Genomic DNA, 15800 nt, shown 5'->3' on the forward strand with positions numbered 1-15800 from the left:
TTTGAATGATTGAACTTGTTAAGTGAATGTTAAGTTTATGTAAAGATGTTTCGTAGTATGTTATCTTTTTGAAAATATAAGTTATAATTAAGATGAAAAATACACAGGGGGTAAGACTATGACACAAAAAATTTTAGTAGTCGATGATGAACAATCCATTGTAACTTTGCTGAAATACAATTTAGAAACAGCAGGTTATTTAGTAGAAGTTGCTTATGACGGTGAAGAAGCACTTCAAAAACTGAATGCCGTACAACCAGATTTAGTCGTATTAGACGTGATGTTGCCGAAGTTGGATGGCATTGAAGTTTGTAAAACGATTCGTTCAGACCGAAATCTTGTTCCTATCTTAATGTTGACTGCCAAAGATGACGAGTTTGATCGCGTATTAGGCTTGGAACTCGGTGCAGATGACTATATGACTAAGCCATTCTCACCAAGAGAAGTTGTAGCACGTGTAAAAGCTATTTTACGCAGATCTAAACAAGTTCACAGTCAAAAAGAAGAAGAAACAGATAGTGAAGATGTAATCATCGGTTCAATCAAAATCAGACCTGAATACTTTGAAGTATATAAAAATAATGAACTGTTAGAATTGACCCCTAAAGAATTTGAGTTACTTCTTTATTTAATCGAGCGCCAAGGTCGTGTTATTACAAGAGAGCACATGTTGAACTCTGTATGGAATTATGAATTTACTGGTGATTCAAGAATTGTTGATGTGCATATCAGTCATTTAAGAGATAAATTAGAGGAAAACCCTAAGCAGCCGAAGCTTATTAAAACTGTTCGTGGATTAGGCTATAAACTAGAAAGACCAAAATCTGCAAATTGAAGTTTTACACAAGATTACTGCTGACGTTAGCCATCTTGATTATCTCTTGTCTTGTTGCTTTAGGTTTACTAATCAATCATGCGATTTATACAACGATTTCATCGAGAGATGCTGAAAACTTGAAGCATGATGCTGAGCGTATCAACAAGACATACAAAGCACATCATGAAGAGGCTTTAAAAGAATACGCACACTTAAATAATTTTACAATATCCATACATAGCAATGATGGAGGTAAAACATTATTTAAATCAGATAAAAAAGTTCCCGCAAATCCAAACATCAATGTAGTTGGAAATCCATCTAATCTGCTTTATGATACGCATCATGACAATCGTAGATTTACTTATAAATATATTAGTAATGATCATTTTATTATAATTACAGGTTACGATAATGAAATTACACAACTACAATTTGAAGCTTGGAAATATATTGCGATCATTGGTTTATTCATTATTGCCTTAGTCTTCTTAATTGTTAGAAACATTAACCGCACATATATCAGACCGATTAATGATGTAACTTATGCGACGAAACTCTTAGCACAAGGGCACTATCATATCAGAGTACCTGAAAGCAATGTGAAAGAAACGCGAGACTTATTCGTAACAACGAATGAATTAGCACGTCGTTTACAAAAAATGTATAACGAACAAAAAATTCAATCAAATCGTTTGAAAACAACACTTGAAAATATACCAAGTTCAGTTTTAATGATTGATAAATACGGTAAAATTGTTATCGCGAATACAGCATATTATGAAATGTTTAATCCTGAAACAAATGTCGTGAATCAAAATTACAATCGTGTGATTAAAGGCAAATTGAATACATTGATTATCGATGCCTTTAAAACCGAAAAAACGATGAATGAACAAGTCAAAGTATATTTGAATAATGTTCACGAACGTTATTTTGATACCGTCTGTGTGCCGATTCTATCTCGTAAAAAGAAAAGAATGCAAGGGATGGTTGTCGTTCTTCACGATATTACCAGCTTGAAGAAATTAGAGAATTTGCGTCGTGAATTTGTCGCAAATGTCTCACATGAGCTGAAAACACCTATCACTTCAATTAAAGGATTTGCGGAAACTTTAATTGATGGGGCGAAGAATGATGAAACGACGTTGGATGAATTCTTAAATATTATTTTGAAGGAGTCTAATCGTATTGAGTCATTGGTCGAAGATTTATTAGACTTATCACATATTGAACAACAAAAAGAAATTGAAACAGAACCTGTGGATTTATCTGATGTAACGAGAAACACCGTAAAAACTTTATATACAAATGGTAAAAAGAAAAATATTACGTTGGAAACGGATATTGAAGATTACGTGATTATCGATGCCGAAACATCGAAAATTGCTCAGGTTGTGGTGAACATCGTCAGCAATGCGATTAACTATTCACCTCAAGATAGTCGTATTCATGTGCGTGTCTATAAAGATGGAGAAAAACGTGTCTTAGAGGTCGAAGATTTTGGGATTGGAATCGCTCCAGAAGATCAAAAACATATCTTTGAACGTTTTTATCGTGTAGATAAAGCTAGAAGCCGTGATTCAGGCGGTACAGGACTTGGTTTGTCTATTACGAAACATATTGTCGAAGCTTATCACGGACGTATTCAAATAGACAGTCAAGTTGGCGTAGGTACAACGTTTAAAGTGATATTTTTCGATAATAAAAATAAATCAATTAAGTTATCTTAATATATGCGCCGGATGGAATTCCGGCGCTATTTTTATGAGTGGCTATGTCACATATGATAAAATAGAAACAAATCAATTCTGGAGGTTATAGTGTGGAAAAATTAGTGTTAATTGATGGGAATAGTTTAAGTTTCCGAGCATTTTATGCATTGCCTCTTTTAACGAATCGTGCAGGAATTCATACAAATGCCACTTATGGATTTGCGATGTTATTAGAAAAAATTATCAAAGAAGAAAAACCGACCCATTTCTTAGTCGCATTTGATGCTGGAAAAACGACATTCAGACATCAAACATTTAAAGAATATAAAGGCGGCAGACAAAAGACGCCACCAGAATTAAGTGAACAATTTCCGTTAATCAGACAATTATTAGATGCGTATCATATTAAGCATTATGAACTAGAAAATTATGAAGCGGATGATATTATCGGAACGTTAAGTCAAGCTGCAGATAAAGCAGGTTTTGAAACAATAATTGTAACGGGTGACCGAGACTTAACACAACTCGCTTCTGATAACGTGACTATATACTATACGAAAAAAGGTGTGACAGATGTTGACCATTACACACCTTCATTCATCGCGGAAAAATATAATGGTTTAACACCGTTACAGATTATTGATATGAAAGGTTTAATGGGAGATAGCTCAGATAATATCCCAGGTATCGCGGGTGTCGGTGAAAAAACTGCTATTAAACTTTTAAATCAATTTGATTCAGTTGAAAACCTTTATAATCATTTAGATGAAGTTTCTGGTAAAAAGTTAAAAGAAAAACTTGAAAACGGTCATGATGATGCGTTGATGAGTAAAGAGTTAGCAACGATTAATAGAGAAAGTCCAATTGAAGTTACACTTGAAGAAACGAAGTTGCCTGATGAAGTGGATCAAACACAAAAAATTGAACTGTTTAAAGAACTTGATTTTAAACAAATGTTGAACCAAATCGATGTTAATGCCGATACTGAAACTGAATCTGATCGAACATATGATATTGAAACAGATTTCAACGCAATTGACTTTGATCAATTAAAACAAGCAGCGCTTCACTTTGAAGTAGATGAAGGTGACTATCTCACTGCAGATATTTTGAAATTTGGCTTTAAAGCAGATGAACACTTTGTGGTGATTAATGCGGATGAGATTCAAAATTATCCTGAGTTAATAAAATGGTTAGAAGACGAACAAACAGAAAAGTATGTCTATGATGCGAAAAAAACATATGCAGAAGCACATCGCATGAATATCGATATTAAAAATATTACGTTTGATATCATGTTAGCAAGCTACATTTTAAATCCATCTCGCTCAATTGATGATGTTCATTCAGTAGTTGTCGATTATGGCCAAGGTTATGTACCTGAAGCAGTACACGTTTTTGGTAAAGGCAAAAAACGACAAGTGCCAGAAGATGATGTGTTGAATCCTTATATTGCTTCGATTTTGGATGCGATTGATGAGAGTACACCTGTAATGATTGATGCATTGAAAGAGTACAATCAATTAGATTTATTCAATAACTTAGAATTGCCGCTTGCGCGCATTTTAGGACAAATGGAAGAAATGGGCATTTACACGGATATTGAAGAGCTAAAAGAAATGGAAAGAGAAATTCAAGGTAAGCTTGATACTTTAATTGCTCGTATTCATGAAGCAGCAGGTGAAGAATTCAATATTAATTCACCGAAACAATTGGGTGTCGTATTATTCGAAAACTTGAAGTTACCAGTTATCAAGAAAACGAAAACGGGTTACTCAACTGCAGTAGATGTTTTAGAACAACTACAAGGCGAACATCCGATTATCGAAGATATCTTAGAATATCGCCAGTTATCTAAATTACAATCTACTTATGTAGAAGGCTTACAAAAAGTGATACAAGATGATAATCGCATTCATACACACTTTAACCAAACACTTGCACAAACAGGACGTCTGTCATCTGTCGATCCTAACTTGCAAAATATTCCTGTACGTTTAGAAGAAGGTCGCCGCATTAGAAAGGCCTTTAAACCTGCAGAAGTGGATAACGTTATTCTTTCAGCGGACTATTCTCAAATTGAATTACGCGTACTTGCTCATATTACGCAAGATGAAAGCATGATGAATGCCTTCAGAGAAGGAAGAGACATTCATACAGCTACAGCCATGAAAGTCTTTGGTGTAGAAGCAGACGAAGTAGATGGTTTAATGCGTCGACAAGCTAAAGCTGTAAACTTCGGAATAGTATATGGCATTAGTGATTATGGTTTAAGCCAAAGTTTAGGTATTACGAGAAAAGCAGCGAAGAAATTTATTGATGATTATTTAGATAGTTTCCCAGGCGTTAAACAATATATGAGTGATATCGTTAAAGATGCGAAAGCAAAAGGTTATGTAGAAACATTATTACACCGTCGCAGATATATCCCTGATATTACAAGCAGAAACTTTAATCAACGCAGTTTCGCAGAAAGAACAGCTATGAATACACCAATTCAAGGTAGTGCTGCAGATATTATCAAACTAGCAATGGTTAATTATGATAAAGCTGTGAAAGAAACAGATTTCAATGCACACTTATTACTACAAGTACACGATGAGTTGATTTTTGAACTGCCAAAAGATGAAGTAGAAGCTTTCAGTGAATTTATTGAAGATATTATGGATAATGCCATTGAATTAAAAGTACCATTACAAGTGGATACTAACTATGGTCCAACATGGTACGATGCAAAATAGAAAGAAGGTCGCAAATTGCCTGAATTACCAGAAGTAGAGCACGTTAAAAGAGGGATTGAACCCTTTGTGATCAATCAAATTATTGAAAGTGTTGAGTTCTCGGATAAAGTCATCGATGGAAAAGCGAGCGGTAGAGACACAATTATTAAACAAATTGATTTGCCGATGTTTAAAAATCGTACAGAAGGCTATAAAATTACACGTGTGGAACGCAGAAGTAAATATATTCTTTTATATTTAGAGAAAGATGAAGATAAAAGAGTATTAGTCAGTCATTTAGGAATGACTGGTGGCTATTTCGTAGTCAATGACTTAACGGAGATTATTGTACCGAATTATCAAAAACATTGGCACGTCAATTTCAAACTTAGTAACGGCAAACAATTAATCTTTTCTGATATTAGACGCTTTGGTGAAATTAAAAATGTTGATGATATTACAGCATACACGTCATTTGAAAAGATGGCTCCAGAGCCTTTTGATGACAATGCATACACACACTATCAAAAACAATTAGCATTGCCGAAGTATCAGAATAAGCCGATTAAACAAGTTATCTTAGATCATCATGTTATTGCAGGTTGCGGTAATATTTATGCGTGTGAAGCTTTATTTAATGCACGTATTCATCCAAAACGCAAAGTTAATACTTTAACGAAACAAGAGCAAAAGCGTGTATTTGATGAAGTAGTGACTGTTCTAACATTAGGTATTGAACAAGGCGGAACCAGCATTTCTGATTATCGCCATGCAGATGGTCAAACTGGACATATGCAGGAGTATTTAAATGTATATAAAAAGAAAATCTGTCCTGTATGTGGCGGTCCGATTGAGACAGAAGTGATAGGTGGCAGAAACAGTCACTTTTGTTCAAACTGTCAAAAATAAATAAATTGAACGAGGGAGATTAGATTATGCAAAAAGTAATTGGTTTAACAGGCGGAATCGGAACAGGTAAATCTACTGTATCTGAATTGCTTGCAGTCCATGGTTTTAAAATTGTGGATGCGGATATTGCGGCAAGAGAAGCGGTAGAAAAAGGTTATGAAGGTTTAGAACAAGTCCGCCAAGTATTTGGCGATGAAGCGATAGATAAAAATGGTGAAATGAATCGCAAATACGTCGGTGAAATCGTATTTAATGATGACAAAATGCGAGAGAAATTAAACCAAATCATACATCCTATCGTGAGAGATTTAATGGAAAGACAAAAAGAAGCTTATTTAAAAGAAGGCTTCAATGTAATTATGGATATTCCATTATTATTTGAAAATAACCTTCAAGATACTGTTGATGAAACATGGTTAGTCTATGCTTCTGAAAGTATTCAAGTGGAACGTTTAATGGAACGTAATGACTTAACACAAGAAGAAGCGAAAGCGCGTGTATATAGTCAGATTTCTATCGATAAAAAACGTCGTATGGCAGATCGTGTTATTGATAATCGCGGTACGTTGCTAGAGCTTAAACAAAACCTTGAAGCATTGTTGATGGAGGAAGGTTATATTCAAAGTTCTGAAGAGGTTTAATGTGAATATGATTTTAATCTGAACATGAATACAAAAAATTGCTTATCATTAGTGATAAGTAATTTTTTTAATTATTTTGATAAAACGCTTTCATTTTAACGTGAATATGTTATACTGATTCCATAAAGTATAACACATATAAAACGAGGGGTGCTTTTTATGACAACGAATATTGCAATTAATGGAATGGGACGCATTGGGCGCATGGTTTTGCGTATTGCTTCTAAAAATGATGATTTAAATGTAGTGGCAATTAATGCGAGTTATCCTCCAGAAACGATTGCACATTTAGTAAAATACGATACAACACATGGTAAATATGACGGTGATGTAGAACCGACAGAAAATGGTATTCGTATTGATGGTCATGATATTAAATTAGTTTCAGATCGTAATCCAGAAAATTTACCTTGGAAAGATTTAGATATTGATATTGTCATAGAAGCGACTGGGAAATTTAATCACGGAGACAAAGCGGATGCACATATTAAAGCAGGCGCTAAAAAAGTCTTATTAACAGGTCCTTCAAAAGGCGGTCACGTACAAATGGTTGTTAAAGGCGTTAACGATGACAGCTTAGATGTTGAAGAATTCGATATCTTTAGTAATGCTTCATGTACGACAAACTGTATCGGTCCAGTAGCAAAAGTATTAAACGACAACTTTGGAATCGAAAATGGTTTAATGACTACAGTACATGCGATTACAAACGACCAAAAAAATATTGATAACCCACACAAAGATTTACGCCGTGCGCGTTCTTGTAACGAAAGTATTATCCCAACTTCAACAGGTGCTGCAAAAGCATTGAAAGAAGTTTTACCTGAATTAGAAGGTAAATTACATGGTATGGCACTTCGTGTTCCTACTAAAAACGTTTCATTAGTAGACTTAGTAGTAGACTTAAAAGAAGATGTAACAGCTGAGCAAGTCAACAAAGCATTTGAAGATGCTGACTTAGAAGGCGTATTAGCTGTTTCAGATGAGCCGCTTGTATCAGTTGACTTTAACACAAACCCTAACTCAGCAATCGTTGATTCAATGTCAACGCTTGTAATGGATGACAAGAAAGTTAAAGTGATTGCATGGTACGACAATGAATGGGGTTATTCTAACCGCGTTGTTGATATTGCAGTTCAAATTGGTGAATTGTTAAAAACAAAAGAAAAAGCAACAGCTTAATTGAAACTGCTGTCATAAATTTTTAACCAGTTAATCAGAAGTAGGGCTCTGATTAACTGGTTTTTTTATGTGCTGGTTTCCTTTCTTTTGTGACTTACACTTTTATAGTATAATAGGCGTAATCAATTAAAGAGGTGAAAATGAATGAAATGCCCTAAATGTAATTCTACGCATTCTCGTGTGATAGATTCTAGACATGCTGATGAAGCCAATGCCATTCGCAGACGTCGTGAATGTGAAAATTGCGGCACTCGTTTTACTACATTTGAGCATATTGAAATGAGTCCGCTTATCGTAGTGAAAAAAGATGGCACACGTGAGCAGTTTTCACGTGACAAAATATTGAATGGGCTCGTTCGTTCGTGTGAAAAGAGACCAGTCGGTTATCAACAGCTTGAAGATATTACAAATAAAGTAGAATGGCGTTTAAGAGATGAAGGCCATGCAGAGGTTTCTTCAAGAGAAATTGGCGAACATGTGATGAATTTATTAATGCATGTGGATCAAGTATCCTATGTAAGATTCGCCTCTGTATATAAAGAATTTAAAGATGTCGATCAATTGCTTGAATCTATGCAAGGCATCTTACAAGAAAAGAATAAACGGAGTGAATCTTGATGAAGTTGAGTCAAAATGACTTTGGATTACGTCCGCAAGATCCATTCAAAGTGCTGCAAGCACAAAAACTTTCTGCATCTCAACTCGAAGTATTGAACCGTTTGTTTACACCACTTATCGGTACAACAGCCATCGGTGTGTATCATTATCTTTCTCAGTTTGCAGAGGTTAAACAACAAAAAGACTATACACATTATGTGATTATGAGTGAGTTGAAATTAAACCTAGGTCAATTCAGAGAAGAAATGAATCGTTTGGAAGCGATTGGACTGATTAAAACCTATGCAAAACATGATGAAAATCAATCACAATTTGTGTATTTGTTAGTTGATCCGCCATCACCAAAAACATTTTTCAATGATCCTATGTTATCTGTTTATCTCTATAAAGAAGTTGAGGGTAAACGTTTCCATGAATTACGTCGTTATTTTGAAACGACACAAGTTGATTTATCAAATTATCATGAAGTGACAAGAAATTTTACAGATGTTTTTAAAGTACCAAATCATGCGTTAGATAAGGTAGATACGACACATCAAATAACAGAAACACAAAAATACGATGGTATGAACTTAGACCGTGTTCACTTTGACTTCGAATTGTTGTATCAATTACTAAGCAATCATTTTGTCAGTGCAGAAATAATAGAAGAAAAAACGAAACATCTCATTACACAACTCGCTGTGCTATACGGTATAACACCGGAAGGGATGAAGAATCTGATTTTAAAATCGCTGACAAGTGCACAAAAAATTTCGTTTGAAGAATTGCGTAAACAAGCGCGTGCGTTTTATGCGATTGAACACGAAAATCAATTGCCGTCTTTAGAGGCGCAAGCAGAACCTGTTCGACCAGAAACTGTTGAAGAGGCACAAATAGAAATCAATTCTATTCCTCAAACAGATGAAGAGTTTAAACAATGGTTTAAATTAATGGATAATTTAAGTCCGATTGATATGTTGACAGGGTGGTCGGGTTCAGAACCGACACCTCAACAAAAATATATGATAGAAGACATAATCGTGCGAGAACAATTACCGTTTGGTGTAATTAATATGTTATTACAATACGCCATGTTAAATAGTGGGATGAAATTGACTAAAAAGTATATATTAGAGATTGCATCAAACTGGAAAAAATTGGAAATCAGTTCTGCAGAAGAAGCCTATCATCATGTGATGAAGTTGAAAAAGGATGAACAAGAACGTCAAACTAAAAGTTATCAACAACAAAGCGGTCCAAAACGCTTTAATAATAGAAGAAATCCTGTATCAAAAGAGATTACACCTGATTGGCTGTTGAATCGAGAACATGAAAAACGTCGTAAGAAAGGTGAAAAACGTTCATCCGCTTCAACCGACCAATCTCTCGCGCAAGATAGTGCAGCCTTTTTACAACACTTAAAAGAAACATGGAAGGAGGATGAATAATATGAAACGTTTCAGTAATATCATGCAGACATCTCCAGATTTTCAAAAAAGATTTGAGAAAATCAAAAGAGATGTAATTAATGATCCTGACGTTAAACGCTTCCTAGAAGAACATCAATCTGAAGTAACGAATCGGATGATTGAAGAAGACTTGAATATTTTGCAAGAATATAAAGACCAGCAAAAACATTATGATGGCCATGAATTCAAAGATTGTCCTAACTTTGTTAAAGGTCATGTACCTGAACTCTATATTGAACATAACAGAATTAAAATCAAATACCTTCCATGTCCATGCAAAATCAAACACGATCAAGAACAACGAGAAGCACATTTAATCACTTCACATCATATGCAGAGAGATACGTTAGATGCTAAATTAGCAGATATTTATATGGATAATCGTGAACGTTTAAATGTAGCTATGAAAGCTGATGAATTATGTAAAGCAATCGTAAGAGGAGAAAGTGTTAAAGGTTTATATTTATATGGTTCTTTTGGTACAGGTAAATCCTTTATTTTAGGTGCGATTGCCAATCAATTGAAGTCCAAACTGATTCCTTCAACAATTGTATACCTACCTGAATTCATCCGTACGTTAAAAAATGGATTTAAAGATGGTTCATTTGAACGTAAATTACAAGTGGTCAGAGAAGCGAATATCCTCATGCTAGATGATATCGGTGCAGAAGAAGTCACACCATGGGTGCGTGACGAAGTCATCGGACCATTACTGCATTATAGAATGGTACAAGAGTTGCCGACATTCTTTAGCTCAAACTTTGATTTCAAAGCTTTAGAACACCATTTAGCGATGACGCGAGATGGCTCTGAACAGACAAAAGCTGCTAGAATTATGGAACGTATTAAATCTTTAGCAGAACCCTATGAATTAGTCGGCGAGAATTATCGTGATGATTGATATTTTTTGAAAATGAGTTATAATAGAATTAAATCTAAATCAACGTAAACATTAAAGGATATGACATGTTTTTCACTGTTATACAGAAAATTGCTGGTGATGAGAAAGCAGTTAACATACTAATATGTTACTCCCTTTTAGATAAATGATATTCGTAATGGATATCCGGCTCAAGACCGTTATCTTATGCAGAGATGAGAAACAGTATCATGGGAATGTTCTGTTTCTTAAACTAGGGTGGTATCACGAGAACCTCGTCCCTTTATAGGGCGGGGTTCTTTTTGTTTTACGTGAAGATTATAAATGGAGGCGTTTATGAATGGACAAAATTAGTATTACATTTCCAGATGGCAACAGTTCTGAATTTGATAAAGGCATTACTACTGAAGAAATCGCACAATCAATCAGTCCTGGGTTAAGAAAAAAAGCAGTAGCAGGTAAATTTAATGGACAAATGGTTGATTTGACTCGTCCACTTGAAGAAGATGGATCAATTGAAATCGTAACTCCTGGCAGTGAAGAAGCACTTGAAGTGTTACGTCACTCTACAGCGCATTTAATGGCACAAGCATTAAAACGTTTGTATGGCGACGTGAAATTCGGTGTAGGTCCTGTCATTGAAGGCGGTTTCTACTATGATTTCGATACTGATGCTAAAATTTCTTCAGATGATTTCCCTGAAATCGAAAAAACAATGAAACAAATTGTAAATGAAAATCATAAAATTGAACGTAAAGTAGTCAGCCGTAATGAAGCGAAAGACTTCTTTAAAGACGATCCGTATAAACAAGAATTAATCGATGCAATTCCTGAAGATGAAAATGTGACACTATATACACAAGGTGAATTCACTGACTTATGCCGTGGTGTACACGTACCATCTACTTCAAAAATCAAAGAGTTCAAACTATTATCTACAGCAGGTGCATATTGGCGCGGTGACAGCAACAATAAAATGTTACAACGTATTTATGGTACAGCGTTCTTTGATAAAAAAGAATTAAAAGTACATTTAAAAATGCTTGAAGAACGTAAAGAACGTGACCACCGTAAAATCGGTAAAGAATTAGACTTATTTATGAACAGTCAATTAGTAGGCGCTGGTTTACCATTATGGTTACCAAACGGTGCAACAATTCGTCGTGAAATTGAACGTTATATCGTAGATAAAGAAGTTAGTTTAGGCTATGACCATGTTTATACACCTGTTTTAGCTAATGTTGACTTATATAAAACTTCAGGACACTGGGATCATTACCAAGATGACATGTTCCCGCCAATGAAATTGGACGAAACTGAAGAAATGGTTTTACGTCCGATGAACTGCCCACACCATATGATGATTTATAAAAATAAACCACATTCATACAGAGAATTACCAATTCGTATTGCTGAATTAGGTACAATGCATCGTTATGAAGCAAGTGGTGCGGTATCAGGCTTACAACGTGTACGTGGTATGACTTTAAATGACGCACACATCTTCGTACGCCCAGATCAAATTAAAGAAGAGTTCAAACGTGTAGTTGAATTAGTTCAAGAAGTATACAAAGACTTTGGTTTCGAAAACTACAGCTTCCGTTTAAGCTATCGTGATCCAGAAGATACAGAGAAATATTTCGATGATGATGAAATGTGGAACAAAGCTGAGGCAATGTTGAAAGAAGCAGTAGATGAAATGAACTTACCGTATGAAGAAGCGGTAGGTGAAGCGGCATTCTACGGTCCTAAATTAGACGTTCAAGTTAAAACAGCTATGGGTAAAGAAGAAACTTTATCAACAGTTCAACTTGACTTCTTATTACCAGAACGTTTCGACTTAGCTTATATCGGTAAAGATGGTGAAGAACACCGTCCAGTAGTTATCCACCGTGGTGTGGTATCAACTATGGAACGTTTCGTAGCATTCTTAACTGAAGAAACTAAAGGGGCTTTCCCAACTTGGTTAGCACCAATGCAAGTTGAAATCATCCCAGTTAATGTGGACTTACATTATGATTATGCACGTCAAATCCAAGATGAATTAAAATCACAAGGTGTGCGTGTAGAAATTGATGATCGTAATGAAAAAATGGGATATAAAATCCGTGAAGCACAAATGCATAAAATCCCATATCAACTTGTAATTGGAGACAAAGAAATTGAAAACAATGAAGTGAACGTGCGTAAATACGGTTCTAAAGATCAAGAAACTGTAGAAAAAGATGAATTCATCTGGAATTTAGTCGATGAAATTCGTCTAAAAAAACAACGTTCAAATTAAGACCTTGAAATCAGTCTGGAATTAAGGTATATTACAATGTAGTTAATTAAATATTAAAAAAGTGTTAGAGGTTGCATCTTTGATGAGTTGCTTATCAGAAGCTTTATTGGAGCGTAGGTTGAATAAGTTAAAGGCAAAGATGCCGAAATTTACAATAGCCATAACTATTGTATTTTGGGTCAGTTTCCGAATAGGAACTGGACTGTCACATAATGTGATGTGCTACCGTATATGATAAATTTCAAGTGATGGTCGCATATCTGTAGCGGCCATCATTTTTTGTATTCATGCAAGCCTCTATACTAAAGAAAGGAATCGATTATGAACAATCAATCTAATCAGGATGCAGGCATCCAAAGAGGTCTGAAAGACCGTCATATTTCCATGATCGCCATCGGGGGATGTATCGGAACAGGATTATTCGTTACATCTGGCGGTGCAATTCATGATGCTGGACCACTCGGCGCATTAATCGCCTACGCAGTTATCGGTATTATGGTGTTCTTCTTGATGACATCATTAGGAGAAATGGCAACGTACTTACCAGTATCTGGTTCATTCAGTACGTACGCAACACGATTTGTAGACCCATCATTAGGCTTTGCTTTAGGATGGAACTATTGGTTTAACTGGGTTATCACTGTAGCAGCTGACGTAACTATTGCAGCGCAAGTGATTCAGTACTGGGATCCAATGAAAGGCATTCCTGCATGGGCATGGAGTGTACTCTTCCTTATCATCATCTTCGCTTTAAACTCATTATCAGTTAGAGTGTATGGTGAAAGTGAATATTGGTTTGCATTAATTAAAGTAATAACAGTTATTGTCTTTATTGGTATCGGTTTACTTACTATTGTCGGTATCATGGGCGGTAAATTCATCGGATTTGAAACATTTACTTCTGGTGACGGCCCGATTTTAGGTGGTAATTTAGGCGGAAGCTTATTATCAATCTTAGGTGTATTCTTAATTGCTGGTTTCTCATTCCAAGGAACAGAGTTAATCGGTATTACAGCAGGGGAATCAGAAAATCCTGAACGTGCTGTACCAAAAGCAATTAAACAAGTATTCTGGAGAATTTTATTATTCTATATCTTAGCTATCTTTGTAATTGGTATGATTATTCCTTATACTCATCCAGCATTGATGGGCGGAGAAGATAACATCGCGACATCACCATTTACATTAGTATTTAAAAATGCTGGTTTAGCGTTTGCGGCATCATTTATGAACGCAGTTATCTTAACTTCAGTATTATCAGCAGGTAACTCTGGTATGTACGCATCAACACGTATGTTGTACTCTATGAGTAAAGATAAACTTGCAGCATCAGCATTTGGTAAAACTACAAAGCATGGTGTGCCATTCTTAGCATTAATCGCAACTGGCGCCGTAACAGTATTAATCTTCTTAATACAACGCTTAAGCGGTGATGCATATGAATACATCGTTGCAGCAAGTGGTATGACAGGCTTTATCGCATGGGTTGGTATTGCAATCAGTCACTACCGATTCAGACGTGCTTTTAAAGTCCAAAATTATGATAAACATGAATTGAAATACAAAGCTAAATGGTTCCCATTCGGTCCGATTTTCGCAGGTATCTTATGTGTGATTGTTATTATCGGCCAAGATGTTGATTTCATTAAAACAGGTGATTTTGATCCAAATCGCTTCATTATCACTTACATGGGTATTCCAGTTTTCTTAGCATTCTTCTTGTATCATAAAATCAGATATAAAACTAAAAAAATTCCATTGAAACAAGTTGACTTAAGTCAAGACGTGGATATGAGCCAATTTAAATAAAGTTAAAAATTTTAATTGACTTTGTCTTGTAATGTTGATATGATTGTATACATTGAATACGAAACGAACCAAGTAGAAGCTTCCCGCTTCTCACCTGTAGCGACGCTTAAGGCTGTTGGCAGGTCCAAAACAACGTTACAATGATGACGTTGACTTTATGGAAAAGAGCGGGCACTTCTGTGTCCGCTCTTTTTTACTTGGGATATTTCGTAAATATAACGGAGGTGTTAACCATAGCAAAAGATCAAACGCAAGTTAACGATAGAATTCGCGCAAGAGAAATTCGTGTCATTGGTCAAGACGGTGAACAAATCGGTGTTAAACAAAAACGTGAAGCATTAGAAATGGCTGATCGTGTTGGTTTAGATTTAGTCGTAGTAGCGCCTAACGCTAAACCACCTGTTGCTCGTATTATGGATTACGGTAAATACAAATTCGAGCAACAGAAAAAAGAAAAAGAAATGAAGAAAAAACAAAAAGTTATCAATGTTAAAGAAATTCGTTTAAGTCCAACAATTGAGGAACATGATTTCCAAACTAAGTTGAAACAAGGACGCAAATTCTTAACTAAAGGCGATAAATGTAAAGTTTCAATTCGTTTCAGAGGACGTGCCATCACTCATAAGGAAATTGGTCAACGTGTATTAGAGAAATTTGCAGGCGAATGCAAAGATATCGCTACAGTTGAACAAAAGCCTAAAATGGAAGGCCGTCAAATGTTTATTATGCTAGCACCACTAGCAGAAAAATAATTTTTAAAGATATTACAGGAGG

The 15800-nt window shown here is 35.4% G+C and carries 12 protein-coding genes, 1 riboswitch and 1 other annotated feature; all 12 genes read left to right on the plus strand.

What is annotated here, in order from left to right; all coding sequences use genetic code 11:
* Positions 1–118: 118 nt before the first annotated feature.
* Positions 119–835, plus strand: a complete 717-nt coding sequence (locus HMPREF3031_RS02975) for a response regulator transcription factor (protein ID WP_002481168.1) — start codon at positions 119–121, stop codon at positions 833–835.
* Complete coding sequence (gene pnpS / locus HMPREF3031_RS02980) at positions 832–2550, plus strand: two-component system histidine kinase PnpS (protein WP_002481167.1); 1719 nt, start codon at positions 832–834, stop codon at positions 2548–2550. Before HMPREF3031_RS02975 ends, pnpS begins: the two co-directional genes overlap by 4 nt.
* Positions 2551–2642: 92 nt before the next feature.
* Positions 2643–5273 (plus strand): DNA polymerase I, encoded by a 2631-nt coding sequence (polA, locus tag HMPREF3031_RS02985; RefSeq protein WP_002481166.1) that lies wholly within the window; start codon positions 2643–2645, stop codon positions 5271–5273.
* Between the two features lie 15 nt (positions 5274–5288).
* Positions 5289–6161: a bifunctional DNA-formamidopyrimidine glycosylase/DNA-(apurinic or apyrimidinic site) lyase gene (mutM, locus tag HMPREF3031_RS02990; protein WP_002481165.1), complete on the plus strand. Its 873-nt coding sequence runs from the start codon at positions 5289–5291 to the stop codon at positions 6159–6161.
* A 26-nt stretch (positions 6162–6187) separates the two neighbouring features.
* Positions 6188–6802: a dephospho-CoA kinase gene (gene coaE, locus HMPREF3031_RS02995; RefSeq protein WP_002481164.1), complete on the plus strand. Its 615-nt coding sequence runs from the start codon at positions 6188–6190 to the stop codon at positions 6800–6802.
* A 159-nt stretch (positions 6803–6961) separates the two neighbouring features.
* Positions 6962–7984, plus strand: coding sequence for a glyceraldehyde-3-phosphate dehydrogenase (locus HMPREF3031_RS03000; protein ID WP_002481163.1), 1023 nt, complete (start codon positions 6962–6964; stop codon positions 7982–7984).
* Positions 7985–8128: 144 nt separating this feature from the next.
* Positions 8129–8602, plus strand: coding sequence for a transcriptional regulator NrdR (gene nrdR / locus HMPREF3031_RS03005; RefSeq protein ID WP_002481162.1), 474 nt, complete (start codon positions 8129–8131; stop codon positions 8600–8602).
* Positions 8602–10032, plus strand: coding sequence for a replication initiation and membrane attachment family protein (locus HMPREF3031_RS03010; protein ID WP_002481161.1), 1431 nt, complete (start codon positions 8602–8604; stop codon positions 10030–10032). Before nrdR ends, HMPREF3031_RS03010 begins: the two co-directional genes overlap by 1 nt.
* A gap of 1 nt (position 10033) precedes the next feature.
* Entirely contained in the window at positions 10034–10954 is a 921-nt protein-coding gene (dnaI, locus tag HMPREF3031_RS03015; RefSeq protein WP_002481160.1) for a primosomal protein DnaI, read from the plus strand.
* A gap of 319 nt (positions 10955–11273) precedes the next feature.
* Positions 11274–13217 (plus strand): threonine--tRNA ligase, encoded by a 1944-nt coding sequence (gene thrS, locus HMPREF3031_RS03020; RefSeq protein ID WP_070724589.1) that lies wholly within the window; start codon positions 11274–11276, stop codon positions 13215–13217.
* A 57-nt stretch (positions 13218–13274) separates the two neighbouring features.
* Positions 13275–13450, plus strand: a riboswitch (Lysine riboswitch).
* Positions 13451–13538: 88 nt separating this feature from the next.
* The gene (locus tag HMPREF3031_RS03025; RefSeq protein WP_002481158.1) at positions 13539–15026 is read left to right on the plus strand and encodes an amino acid permease; all 1488 of its coding nucleotides are present in this window, start codon (positions 13539–13541) and stop codon (positions 15024–15026) included.
* 64 nt (positions 15027–15090) lie between these two features.
* Positions 15091–15227 (plus strand) — a sequence feature (ribosomal protein L20 leader region).
* A 23-nt stretch (positions 15228–15250) separates the two neighbouring features.
* Positions 15251–15778 (plus strand): translation initiation factor IF-3, encoded by a 528-nt coding sequence (infC, locus tag HMPREF3031_RS03030; RefSeq protein ID WP_031262802.1) that lies wholly within the window; start codon positions 15251–15253, stop codon positions 15776–15778.
* Positions 15779–15800: the final 22 nt, after the last annotated feature.

The sequence above is a fragment of the Staphylococcus sp. HMSC072B07 genome (assembly GCF_001815505.1).
GTDB lineage: Bacteria > Bacillota > Bacilli > Staphylococcales > Staphylococcaceae > Staphylococcus > Staphylococcus simulans.

Excerpts from the sequence above, each read along its gene's own strand:
- HMPREF3031_RS02975 (WP_002481168.1), top strand. The coding sequence starts at position 119 with ATGACACAAAAAATTTTAGTAGTCGATGATGAACAATCCATTGTAACT.
- coaE (WP_002481164.1), top strand. The coding sequence starts at position 6,188 with ATGCAAAAAGTAATTGGTTTAACAGGCGGAATCGGAACAGGTAAATCT.
- HMPREF3031_RS03000 (WP_002481163.1), top strand. The coding sequence starts at position 6,962 with ATGACAACGAATATTGCAATTAATGGAATGGGACGCATTGGGCGCATG.
- nrdR (WP_002481162.1), top strand. The coding sequence starts at position 8,129 with ATGAAATGCCCTAAATGTAATTCTACGCATTCTCGTGTGATAGATTCT.
- HMPREF3031_RS03010 (WP_002481161.1), top strand. The coding sequence starts at position 8,602 with ATGAAGTTGAGTCAAAATGACTTTGGATTACGTCCGCAAGATCCATTC.
- dnaI (WP_002481160.1), top strand. The coding sequence starts at position 10,034 with ATGAAACGTTTCAGTAATATCATGCAGACATCTCCAGATTTTCAAAAA.
- thrS (WP_070724589.1), top strand. The coding sequence starts at position 11,274 with ATGGACAAAATTAGTATTACATTTCCAGATGGCAACAGTTCTGAATTT.
- HMPREF3031_RS03025 (WP_002481158.1), top strand. The coding sequence starts at position 13,539 with ATGAACAATCAATCTAATCAGGATGCAGGCATCCAAAGAGGTCTGAAA.